The following is a 10,638-nucleotide window of genomic DNA, read 5'->3' as shown; positions in this document are numbered from 1 at the left end:
GAAGTGCTCGGCGAGCAGGACCCGCGGGTCGCCGGGCGCGCGGGCCTCGAGCGCGGCGAGGTGGCGCTCCATGTCGTCGATGAGCGGCTGGAACATGCTGGCGACCAAAGCCTCGCGCGAGTCGTAGTGGTAGTAGAGCGCGGGCTTGGTGATGCCGAGCCGGTCCGCGATCTGGCGCAGGCTGGTCTGCTGCACGCCCTGCTGCATGAACAGCTCGCGGGCGACCGCCTGGATCCGCGCCTTGGTGTCGGTGGGCCGGGTTCGCGTCACCCGACGAGGATATCGCCGCCGGCCCCGCGGTCGGACTTGAAAGCGCCGGGTCGGCGTGCTTACCTATCGGTAAGTAAGGAGAGGCGATGCAGAAGATCCTGATCTCGGGCGCGAGCGTGGCCGGCCCGGTCCTGGCGTATTGGCTGAGGCGGTACGGGTTCGAACCGACGGTGGTCGAGCGCTCGCCGGCGCCGCGCAAGACCGGCGGGCACGCGGTCGATCTGTTCAAGCCGGCGATGGACGTGGTCGAGAAGATGGGGCTGCTGGCGCAGATCGAGGCGCACAAGACGGGGACGGACCACCTGACGCTGCTGCGCGAGGGGGTGGCGCGGCGCGTGGAGCTCGAGGTCGAGCGGGTGATGCACGCGGTGTCCGATCGCCACGTCGAGATCATGCGCGACGAGCTCAGCGAGATCTTGCTGTCGGCGAGCGCGGGCGAGGTCGAGTACGTGTTCGGCGACTCGATCGCGGGGCTGCGCCAGGACGAGGCGGGGGTCGACGTGACGTTCGAGCGCGGGGCGCCGCGGCGCTTCGACCTGGTGGTCGGCTGCGATGGGCTGCACTCGAACGTGCGCCGGCTGGTGTTCGGCGAGGAGCGGCAGTTCTCGCGCCCGGTCGGCGCGTACCTGGCGGTGGCGACGATCCCGAATTATCTCGCGCTCAGCGACCGGACGTTCCTCGTCGCCGGGGTCGACCGCCTGGCGGGGGTCTACAGCGCGCGCCACATGGAGGACGCGCGGGCGCTGTTCCTGTTCCGCAGCGCGCGCGAGCTCGAGTACCACCACCGCGACGTCGCGCGGCAGAAGCAGCTGCTGCGCGAGGCGTTCGCGGGCATGGGCTGGGAGGTGCCGCGGCTGCTGGACGAGAGCGACAGGGCGTCGGCGTTCTACTTCGACACGATCACGCAGCTGCACCTGGACTCGTGGACGCGCGGGCGGGTGACGCTGGCCGGCGACGCCGGCTATTCGCCGGGGCCGGCGATCGGCGGCAGCACGAGCCTGGCGGTCGTCGGCGCCTACGTGCTGGCGGGCGAGCTGGCGGCCGCGGGCGGCGACCACGTGCGAGGCTTCGCGGCCGCCGAGGCGGCGCTGCGCGAGTACGTGCTGGAGAGCCGGAAGTTCGCGCTGATGGCGGCGCGCAAGCTGATCCCGGGCAGCAAGGCCGCGCTGTGGGCGTTCGCGCAGTCGGTGTGGCTGTTCAACCACGTGCCGGCGTCGTGGTTGCGGCTGCTGGCGCGGCTCAGCCGCAGCTCGGTGCGAATGCACGACGCGTTCGTGCTCAAGGATTACGCTGGGGACACGAGGACGCAGGCCGCCGCGCCGGTACAGGCTTCGGCGTGAGTGCTGCGCTCGTGGGCGGGATGGCGCTTGCGCGGGGGACAGCCTGCGTCGACACCTGCCACGCGTCCTTCGCCTGCAGCGAGGATCTGCACCTCTTCGTGCTCGTCGTCGACGAGCGGGACATCGACCGGCTCGCGGGCAACGCCGTCCGCTTGTCGGCGAATCGCTATGCCAAGGTAACCCCTCCTGCCTGTCGTCGCCGTGATTTGCGTGATACTTATCACGCGGCTTGGCCCGCAATCTTCCTCGGCAGCGGCAGTGCTACAAGCCAAGCCATGGTCTCCGACCCAGATCCGATCATCCAGGCGGTCGAGCAGATCTATCGGCAGCATTCTGCATTTGTCTGGCGAATGGCGAAAACCCGGGGGGTCCCTGAGCACAGCATTCCAGATCTTCTGCAAGAGGTGTTCATCTCGATCCTCGAGAAGTTCCCCTCGTATCATGAGGAGGGGCGGATCCGCGGATGGATCTATCGCATCGCCGATAATCACATCCTCATGTATTTTCGCAAGGATGGCCGAGCCCGACGACGCATGGACGCCTACGCCAACGCTCATGACGTCTACTCGAAGCACGACTCGGGGCCGGACGACATCGTCTTTCGCAACCAGGCCTCCTTGATCGTTCAGTCTTTCCTGAGCACGATCTCGGATGAAACGCGCGAGGAATTTTTCCTCTGCTGTATCGAGGGCATCCCGGTGAGCGAGGCCGCGAGCATGCTGCGCGTCAACGTCAACACGCTCTATGGCCGCATTTCGGCGTTACGTCGACGGTTTGCGGAATTCGTCCTTCAACACCGTCCCCAAGCGGAGCAACGTCATGAATGATTCGGAGCGTGTGTCTGACCGGATATTCGCTCGGTTCCGCGAGGCGGAGCGGCCGCCCCTGTTCGTCGATGCGCTCGTCCTCGAGCGCCTGAGGCACGAGCATCGAGCCGCAGTCGCAGCACGCCTCGGCATGAGGCGCAGCCTCGTGCGAGCCGTGGTCATCACGACTGCGGTCGTGGCCGTGCTCGTGCTGGTGCTGATCAGGATCGAGCCCTGGCGCCTACTCGATGGCGCAGGGGCGCCCACCGGGACCGCTGCGAGCCGCTACCATGATGAGGCTCCGTCGCTCGATGCAACACGATCACGGCCCGAAGACAGGCGCCCCGCGACACGCCGTCCCGGCGAAGAGCGCCCCGCTGGCGTCACGACAGCTGCCCCGGCCACGCCTTCCTCACCGCCAGGAGATCGTGGGTTCGTGCTTCTGAAGGAGGCCGGGGCGCTGATCAAGAGCCGCAAATACGACGAGGCGCTCGAGATCCTCCGCAGTTGTAGAGCCGCTGTCGGCTCGGATGACCTGGCGGAGGAATGCGACATGCTGGAGATCGAAGCGTACTGTGGTTCGGGGCGGAAGGAGGTCGGCACGGCAAAGGTTGCGGCCTTCTTGCGGGCCTGGCCGCGCTCGCAGCACGAGAATCGGCTCAGAAGAACTTGCAGGTGAGGCTGTGATGGACGAGTCATCATCCCACGAGGTGTTCGACGAGCCCGACCTCCGGCGCGAGCGCTGGCGGCAGTTCATCCTGTCCGGGCCACAGTACTCGGGCCGAAAAAGTGCTCACGGAGGAGCCATGCTCAGTCTTTGTCGGGTTGTGATGATTGTCATGCTTCTTGGTTCCATGGAGAGACCCGCGAGCGGCAGTGCTTCTCATGTGACCATGCCCGAGTTCTCGAGCATCCGTTTCCCGCTCCTGATGGTGGGAGCTGACGTTGCAGAGGGCATCGTCATCGTCGCGTCCGCCAGCCCTGATGCATGCGACATCTGGGGGATTTTCGCTTCAACGTACACCGATTTGCGAGGCCAGCCGCTGCCGCGGCATGTGAAGTTCGAGCTCCGAGTCACCGAGCTCCAAGGCAGCCTGTGGAGCGTACGATTATCCATGATGGAACGGACTCAGGTCAGCAAGTCGTGGACGTTGCGGGCCGCTTCCTGCGAGCTGGGCGTTCGCCGCGCTGCGCTCAAGCTGTCTTTCGTCATGGATTCGAACCATTGGGACAAGCCTGCCCGAGACGGCGGGCGCGCGGCTGGGGCGCCCGGGATGAGGAAGGAAATTGCCAGCCCGGATCCGGACAGGGAAACGAGCCGCGAGGCGGCGAACACGCCGATGCAGGGTCAGGCGGCGGCCCTATCTTACTTCCGCGAGGGCAAGCAACACTTCAACGAGCGCCGCTACGCGGCGGCCGCCAAGGCGTTCGAGCGATCGCTCGAGGAGGCGTGGTCGATCAACGCTGCCTACAGCAGGGCGCTGTCGCTCGAGCGCGCAGGCGACCTGGTCGGCGCCCTGCGAGGCTACCGCGTGTTCGTTGCACGCGTCGACCCGACCGAATCGCATCGCGCGCTCCCGCTCGAACGCATCGAGTGGTTGAGCCAACATCACGCGCTCGCGCTCGAACGCATCGAGTGGTTGAGCCAAAGGGTCGGCGAGGTGGTACTTCAGTTCCATAGCACCGAGAGCCTCCGCGAGATTCGGATCAACGGCGCTCCCGTGGCCGAGAGCGAGTTTCCGTGGTTGACCATGCCGGGTCCGCTCGATGTCGAATTCATCGGCGAGGCGCCCGGGCAACTGCGAAAGATCCACGCCGACGCCCACCCGGGCCGCCGGACGACGATCGTGTTCCATGGCTTCGTCGGCCTGGCTGCGCCGCCGACCGAGCGACCCCCAGCCGAAGGCCGTCCAGACTTCAGATGAATGATCGACCAGCTCCATCGAGGAGGGAAATATGCCCCTCCGTATATATAGCGATTTGTTGATGTAGAGCTCTTCCGGAGCGTGGGAAGACCAGCCGTCGTCGGCGTAGCGACGCGGTTCGGGCGCTGCAACCAGCCCGCGCTCCGCCTTCCGGACCATGAAGTCATCGACTCCGCTGCTATGCCGCGCGGTTCATTTGCGCACATCGATTGTGCATTCTTCTCCAATGTGAACAACACCAACCGGAGCAATCATCATGCACGCCACTCAACGAACCATCAGCTTCAACTCCTTCACGCTCGCTCTCGCGGGAGCGCTCGCGGGCTCGGCTTGCGAGGAACAGATCCTGGAGCAGGATACCGACGCTCCGCTCGGCGATTCCAGCGGACGCGTGGAGGACGAGTCCGTCGAGCCTGCCACCGTGACGCCGGGAGCGTCGGCTGGCCTGGACGAGTTCGCGGAGCCGACGGTGTCGAACGGCGCTTGCCCCGCGAATCTGGCGCGTTATGTCGCCGTCGACGCGTCGCTCGGCGCCCACGCCCTCGCGCTCTCCGAGGAAGGAGTCGTGTGGGCTTGGGGTCGCAACAGCCGCGGGCAGCTCGGCATCGGCCAGATCAACATGTTCAAGAACAAGCCGCAGCAGGTCACCGGCATCCCCACCCGGGTCGTCGGCGTCGCGGCCGGCGAGAATCATTCGCTCGCGCTCGACGAGTACGGCAAGGTCTGGGCCTGGGGCGAGGGATCGAGCGGGCAGCTCGGTGGCGGGTCATGGTCGGCGTCGCCGACGCCGAAGCAGGTGACCCTGTCCGCGAACGTCGTCGCCATCGCCGCAGGTGGAGCGTTCTCCCTCGCGCTCGACGACCTGGGCCGGGTCTGGGCCTGGGGTGGCAACACCTACGGCCAGCTCGGGAATGGGGGGACCCTCAACTCGTCGACCCCGAAGCTGGTGACCTCCACCACCGGGTGCGGCAGCTTCGACGCGATCGCGGCGGGCGGTGAGTTCGCCGTCGCGCTGAGCGGCGGCCAGGTATGCGCGTGGGGTCGCAACAACCGCGGTCAGCTCGGTAGCGCAAGTCCCTCATACCGGGCCACGGCCGCAGTCGTGCAAGGCATCTCGGGCGCGTTCAAGGTGACGGCCGGCAAGGAGTACGTCATCGCCTCGGCCCCTGGCCCCACGGGATGGGGTGACAACAGCGCAGGGCAGCTCGGCAAGGGAGACGGTGCGCCGTCGTGGTACGCATCCCCGGTGAGCGTGGGCTCCGGAGGGTTCAACTTCCGTCATGCCGACACCGGCTCGTCTCACACCTTGCTGGGATACGGCGGCGGATTCAGCCCCCAGCCGCCTGGGCTGGGTTTCCTCTCCTCGGCCGGTAGCAACGGGTATGGTCAGCTCGCACGCACCGCCCCCAACCCCTCGCGCACGTTCGGCTCGCTGCAGCGCATCGGCAGCGCCACGGCGGCCGGCGCAGACTTCACGCTCCTCATCGAGGGAAAAACCGTCAAGGCGGCCGGCAAGAACACCGAGGGCCAGCTGGGGGATGGCACGCAAGTCAGCACCACGCTGTTCACGAACGTCTGCTTGCCCTGAGGAGGTCATTGCGACGGCGATGGCGTCGGCTCTCGGAGTCTTGCGGAGTCGTCGCCGTCGCCGGGGTGTGAGAGGGCGATGCCCGGCGCGACGGTCACGCGATGTCTTCGTGATATGTCTTTGAAGACATACGAGCGAGGAGCGCGGCGCGGGCCAGGCGGTGAGGGCCGAAACCGGGCGCTTGCCTGGTTCGCACGGTCGATGCATCCTGCGGCGATGAAGTACGTCGACGCGCAGCCGGACGCCCACGACATCTACCGCAGCCTCTACGAGCACGCGAAGATCGGCGAGAGCCACACCTTGCTGGTCGATCTCGTGTTGCGCCTGTTCTTCGAGGTCGAGGCGTTGCGCGCCGCCATCGCCGACCCGAGCTGCCCGGAGGGCGTGCGCCGCCGCTATCGCGCGGCCTACGAGGCGGCGGCCGTCGATCGACACTGCTCGGTGGGGCTGACGAACGGCGACGCGGAGCTCCTCAAGCGCTTCTTCCCCGGCTCCGGCGGGACGTTCCAGCCGTACCTGGCGATGCTCGAGCGCCTGGGGGCGACGCCGCAGCAGCTCGAGGCGATCCGGGCGAGGCTGGACAAGGTCAGTTCTTACACCTGAACCCGGTGTCCTGAGAATATGTCTATCCAGACATGGCTTGAGAGACATTATGGTCAGTTGCCGGCCTGCAGGCGCGCACGGCGGCGAGCTCGCGCGCAGGGAGCCGGACCCGGGCGAACCCCGTCTCGCCGCCCGCCTCCCGATCGGCCGGCAGCGTCGCCTCGCCCGGGCCCGCCTCGGTGGGTCCGCCCAGCTGCGTGGGGTCGGTCGAGCTGACGCTCATGCCGGCATCGTCACTGGGCTCGCCGGGCCCGTCCGCGGCGAAATGAGGGCGATCCCGCCCGGCGTGGATACGGGCGGGAATGCCAGGACATGTCCGTGATGACATGTCCAGAGTTGCAGGCGGCGCGGCCGGGGCGGACGGAATCGCCCGTATGGGCGGCGTGTCGGGGCCGCGGGCGTGCGCATACAATCGCGGCCTGCGCCCCGGTCGTCCGCTTCGAATCCTGTGCGTCTCCAACCTCGCGCTCGCGTTGATGACGAGCTGTCCGGCGATCCGGGACTCGGCGGTGGTGGTGCCGGTGCCCGACGAGCCGCTCGCGGGGGGTCGTCGCCGCCCGTGGTTCGAGCACCAGAACCTGCGCCACGAGCGAGCCGAGGCGTTCACGTCGCTGCTGTGGGAAGGCGTGCGCACGTACACGTACGTGGCGCTGGCGACGACGCCGGGGGTGTTCGTGGTGCCGCCGCCGAAGGCGGAGGAGATGGACCACCCGGAGACGTTCGGGCGCGGGTCGAGCGCGAAGGTCATCGTCGAATGAGCGCCGCGGCGCGCACGAGCGACGTCGCGGCTCGGAGCGCTCCGGTCGCCCGGAGCGCGCGTCGTCGATCGCCCTACGGTTTCGCGGAACGGACGCCGTATCGCAGGGTGCTCCGGATCGCCGTCACGAATGCGCGGAGCCCCGGCCAGAAGGCCCGCCGCCTCGGCGGATCCGTGGGCTCATGCATCCCGTTGCGCAGAAATGCCAGCACTGCCTCGGCGCTCACGCGGGCGGCGGTGCGGTCCAGGGAGCGGTATCGCACCATGCGGTCGCGATCGAGGACGAAGACCGCCGGGTAGGCGATGCCACCCTTCTCTCGCGTGTTGAGCAGACCCCACGCCGTGACGACCGCCCGCTCGGGGTCGCACAGCACGGGGAACGGCAATCGGAGCTCGACACGCATCGCCTCCGCGCGCACCGGTTCATCGACCGACAGCGCGGCGATCGTTGCCCCCACGGCGGCAAAGTCGCGATCGCGGTAGTCCGCCAACTGGCGGAGACAGAATGGTCACCAGTGGCCACGGTAGAAGATCAAGACCAGCGGCCCCACCGCCGCCAACTCACTGAGCCGGCGCGGACCGCCGCCGCTGTCCGTCAGCTCGAAATCAGGGGCGACCTGGCCGACCTTCGGTGTCGATTCGTCGTGCATGCTCCGATCCTAGCCTTTCGCCTACTCGACGACCGACCGCCCGGAAACGTGACCTCGAATCGCAAGAAAACAGCGAGGGCGCTCGAGAGGTACCAGGTTCGGCGCGAGAGCCGCGGGACGCCCACGGATGAGGCCGTGTCGTCCGCCAGGCGCTCGCTCGCCAACAGCGTGACACGCGGTCATCCTCGGCGCCCCCGGGTCTGCGAGTCGACGACGGTCGAGCGGAGCTGCTCGCCTCGCCGTTTCGGCCGAGGCCACGTCGAGCCAGCGATCAGCCCGGAATCACCTCGGTCTTGCAGCCGAAAAGCAGGTTGATCTTGCTGCCCTCGGGGGCCGCCGAGACCTTGCCGCAGCTGAGGGGGCAGAGGATGATGTTCTTCGGGGCGTTGTTGTCGTCGTAGTACCAGCCGCCGAGCAGCGGGTCGCAGTCGGCGGCGTTGTCGACGTGGTAGATGGTCTCGGGGACCCCGACGCCCTGGTCGAGGAACTCGACGTTGACGTAATCGGGGTCGAGCGTCTCGCCCATGGGGGGCTCGGGGATCTGCCACTGGCACGCGAGCGGCTCGCTGCCCTGGATGATCTTCGTCGCCAGCTCGTCGAACACGGCCTGGAAGGTCGGCGTGCAGGCCGGGTTGCCGAAGCTGCAGTTGCAAATGTCGCCGCTCACGCCGCCCGTGGTGGTGACGATGTCCTGCCACACCTGGCCGACCTGGGCCGAATTGGCGCACGCGGAGTAGGCGTAGATGCCGGACATCCGCCACATGCGATTGCCCATGCCGTCGGACATCATCGGATCGATGGCGGTGTAATCGGCGATGAAGCCGCCGGGGTTGTTGTTGTAGATGCCGGCGTCGCCCGAGCTGTCCGGATGGTTGCGGGAGTCGTCGTCGGTGACGATGACGACGTACTTGCGCACGCCGGGGCGCAGGTGCGGCTTGTACACCGGGAACAGCTCGATGAGCTTGCGCGCGCCGTCGACGCTCTCGATCGGGCCCGGCGGGGTCGGCTGCGAGTAATGGAAGTAGTTCGGCAGCTTGGTGTCGGCGGGGCACATCCCGGAGCCGAGCGGGGCGGGCACGCAGATGCCCGGCAAGATGAGGAACGGGTCGCCGGCCAGCATCACCACGTGCACGTCGATACCGCTGTCGACGATCTGCTGGCTGAAGCTGTTGATATTGGCCTGCACCTGCGCGACCTCGTCGACCATGCTGCCCGAGGTGTCGACCGCGAACACGATGTCGACCGGCTCGTAGGTCTGCTTGGCCTCCTCGGAGATCGAGCGGCAGATCTCCCCGGTGTCGTCGGTGGTGACGCCGCTGGTCTCGACGCTGCCGACGTCGAGCTTCGGCGTGGTCCCCGTGGTCGGATCGGCAGGCGTCGTGCCGGCGCTCGTGCCGGTCGGCTCCCCGGAGGTCGGCGTGCTCTCGGTCTCGCCGCCGCTGCCGGCCGACGATGGATCGGAGCCAGCGGAGCTCGAGCCGGAAGCCGTGTCCGAGCTGATGGACCCGAGCGAGAGGATCCCGCTGGCAGAGGTGTCTTCCGTGCGACCGCCGCTGTCGCCGCACGCGGGCAGGCACACGAGCGAGGCCAGCAGTGTGAGAGCACGAGGACGTGGACACATGGCGGCATCGTCGCATACGTGGCCCCTCCGCGCACCCACGGGCACGTGGCCGCGGCCGTGTGTCTCCGCAGGTGCGCTGTGCCTGCGGGCGTGGCCAATTAAACGGTGTTCCGACGCGTGGCGTCGTCATCGGCGTCGACAGAGGACGTCGATTTCGTCGTGGTCATCTGCCCTCGCATGCCCGTGGTCGGGCGCCGGCCCGACGACCCCGCAGGGCGTCGGACCGGTGAATCACTGGACCATGTCCCCTGGGACGTCTAGCAATCCGTCCAGTGCGGCACGCCCTGATCGTCGACGACGCAGGTCCGAATGAATTCGCTGTCCTCGCACATCATCGTCTGGCCGGGCTCGCAGGCGATGTCCGCCTCGAGGATGCAGGCGCCCCAATCGGGGGTCGGGAGGTCGTTGATGTCGTCGATCCACGCGTCGGCGACGTTGCAGAACTGCCGCCCCGGCGCGCCTTCGATGTCGCAGGCGTTCTGGTCCCCGGGGGCGCAGGCGCCGCAGGGGCCCCACTTCGTGTGGGTGACGACGAAGTCGTCCTGGGCGAAGCAGACGCTGATCCCGTCCACGCCGCAGGCCTGGGTGTTGCTGTCCGTGCACTCGCACCAGTACTCCCCGTGCCACTCCGACCGGCACAGGCCGGGGACGGGCTCGGGCTCGTCGGTGGTCGCGGAGTCCACGGTGGTCGCGGTGGGGTCGCCGGTCACGTCGGTCGCGGAGTCGCCGGTGACCTCGGAGGCCGAGGCGTCGGTGGCCGAATCATCGGTGTCGGACAGGCCGCCGGTCTCGGTGATGACGCCGGTGCTCGTCGAGGTGATGACGCCGGTGCCGTCGGTGGACGTGGAGGTGAGGGGCTCAGGCGGTGCGCCTGCGCTGGTGGTGGTCGCGGAGTCGGAGCCGCCGGGGCCGTCGTCGGTGTCACTCTCGGTCAAGCTGTCGCCGAGAGACTTGGGGAAGGTGCAGGCCGCGAAGGCGAGCGCGAGCGGGGCCGCGAGCAAGGAGCGCATGAAGGCAGTGGAGAAGCGGGTCATAAGCGGTAACCTCGATGGCTTGGTTGTCTCCGCCTCCGGCGATT

General features: G+C 67.9%; 11 protein-coding genes and 1 pseudogene. 7 read left to right on the top strand and 5 right to left on the bottom strand.

Annotated features, from left to right (window positions below; translation table 11 throughout):
• A partial coding sequence (locus K7C98_RS16165; protein WP_224192567.1) for a TetR/AcrR family transcriptional regulator occupies positions 1-270 on the bottom strand: 270 nt, incomplete at its 3' end.
• Between the two features lie 86 nt (positions 271-356).
• Between K7C98_RS16165 and K7C98_RS16160 the strand changes: the two genes are divergently transcribed.
• The 7 genes from K7C98_RS16160 (at position 357) to K7C98_RS16130 (ending at position 7,290) form a co-directional block, all read left to right on the top strand.
• On the top strand, positions 357-1,610 hold the full coding sequence (locus K7C98_RS16160) for an FAD-dependent monooxygenase (RefSeq protein ID WP_224192566.1): 1,254 nt from the start codon (positions 357-359) through the stop codon (positions 1,608-1,610).
• The gene (locus tag K7C98_RS16155) at positions 1,607-2,437 is read left to right on the top strand and encodes an RNA polymerase sigma factor (RefSeq protein WP_224192565.1); all 831 of its coding nucleotides are present in this window, start codon (positions 1,607-1,609) and stop codon (positions 2,435-2,437) included. Before K7C98_RS16160 ends, K7C98_RS16155 begins: the two co-directional genes overlap by 4 nt.
• Positions 2,430-3,095, top strand: a complete 666-nt coding sequence (locus tag K7C98_RS16150; protein WP_224192564.1) for a hypothetical protein — start codon at positions 2,430-2,432, stop codon at positions 3,093-3,095. Before K7C98_RS16155 ends, K7C98_RS16150 begins: the two co-directional genes overlap by 8 nt.
• A gap of 7 nt (positions 3,096-3,102) precedes the next feature.
• On the top strand, positions 3,103-4,341 hold the full coding sequence (locus K7C98_RS16145) for a tetratricopeptide repeat protein (protein WP_224192563.1): 1,239 nt from the start codon (positions 3,103-3,105) through the stop codon (positions 4,339-4,341).
• 256 nt (positions 4,342-4,597) lie between these two features.
• The gene (locus K7C98_RS16140; RefSeq protein ID WP_224192562.1) at positions 4,598-5,929 is read left to right on the top strand and encodes an RCC1 domain-containing protein; all 1,332 of its coding nucleotides are present in this window, start codon (positions 4,598-4,600) and stop codon (positions 5,927-5,929) included.
• 216 nt (positions 5,930-6,145) lie between these two features.
• Entirely contained in the window at positions 6,146-6,532 is a 387-nt protein-coding gene (locus tag K7C98_RS16135; protein ID WP_224192561.1) for a hypothetical protein, read from the top strand.
• 476 nt (positions 6,533-7,008) lie between these two features.
• Entirely contained in the window at positions 7,009-7,290 is a 282-nt protein-coding gene (locus K7C98_RS16130; RefSeq protein ID WP_224192560.1) for a hypothetical protein, read from the top strand.
• Between the two features lie 73 nt (positions 7,291-7,363).
• On the opposite strand, the pseudogene K7C98_RS16125 reads toward K7C98_RS16130, so the two are convergent.
• The 4 genes and pseudogenes from K7C98_RS16125 to K7C98_RS16115 form a co-directional block, all read right to left on the bottom strand.
• Positions 7,364-7,786: pseudogene (locus K7C98_RS16125) on the bottom strand (redoxin domain-containing protein); the annotation flags it as partial.
• Positions 7,787-7,798: 12 nt separating this feature from the next.
• Positions 7,799-7,939, bottom strand: coding sequence for a hypothetical protein (locus K7C98_RS44830; protein ID WP_346660289.1), 141 nt, complete (start codon positions 7,937-7,939; stop codon positions 7,799-7,801).
• 271 nt (positions 7,940-8,210) lie between these two features.
• Positions 8,211-9,560, bottom strand: a complete 1,350-nt coding sequence (locus tag K7C98_RS16120; protein ID WP_224192558.1) for a vWA domain-containing protein — start codon at positions 9,558-9,560, stop codon at positions 8,211-8,213.
• A gap of 257 nt (positions 9,561-9,817) precedes the next feature.
• On the bottom strand, positions 9,818-10,594 hold the full coding sequence (locus K7C98_RS16115) for a hypothetical protein (protein WP_224192557.1): 777 nt from the start codon (positions 10,592-10,594) through the stop codon (positions 9,818-9,820).
• Between the last annotated feature and the right edge of the window lie 44 nt (positions 10,595-10,638).

Origin of the sequence: Nannocystis pusilla, from assembly GCF_020073745.1 — a bacterium.
Taxonomy (GTDB): domain Bacteria; phylum Myxococcota_A; class Polyangia; order Nannocystales; family Nannocystaceae; genus Nannocystis; species Nannocystis radixulma.
Note: the sequence above shows the minus strand (reverse complement) of the source record. Positions and strands in the feature narration are given on the sequence as shown.

What these genes read in the sequence shown, in the direction of transcription:
- K7C98_RS16160 (WP_224192566.1), top strand. Translation starts at nt 357, where the DNA reads ATGCAGAAGATCCTGATCTCGGGCGCGAGCGTGGCCGGCCCGGTCCTG.
- K7C98_RS16135 (WP_224192561.1), top strand. Translation starts at nt 6,146, where the DNA reads ATGAAGTACGTCGACGCGCAGCCGGACGCCCACGACATCTACCGCAGC.
- K7C98_RS16130 (WP_224192560.1), top strand. Translation starts at nt 7,009, where the DNA reads ATGACGAGCTGTCCGGCGATCCGGGACTCGGCGGTGGTGGTGCCGGTG.
- K7C98_RS16140 (WP_224192562.1), top strand. Translation starts at nt 4,598, where the DNA reads ATGCACGCCACTCAACGAACCATCAGCTTCAACTCCTTCACGCTCGCT.
- K7C98_RS44830 (WP_346660289.1), bottom strand. Translation starts at nt 7,939, where the DNA reads ATGCACGACGAATCGACACCGAAGGTCGGCCAGGTCGCCCCTGATTTC.
- K7C98_RS16120 (WP_224192558.1), bottom strand. Translation starts at nt 9,560, where the DNA reads ATGTGTCCACGTCCTCGTGCTCTCACACTGCTGGCCTCGCTCGTGTGC.
- K7C98_RS16150 (WP_224192564.1), top strand. Translation starts at nt 2,430, where the DNA reads ATGAATGATTCGGAGCGTGTGTCTGACCGGATATTCGCTCGGTTCCGC.
- K7C98_RS16115 (WP_224192557.1), bottom strand. Translation starts at nt 10,594, where the DNA reads ATGACCCGCTTCTCCACTGCCTTCATGCGCTCCTTGCTCGCGGCCCCG.
- K7C98_RS16145 (WP_224192563.1), top strand. Translation starts at nt 3,103, where the DNA reads ATGGACGAGTCATCATCCCACGAGGTGTTCGACGAGCCCGACCTCCGG.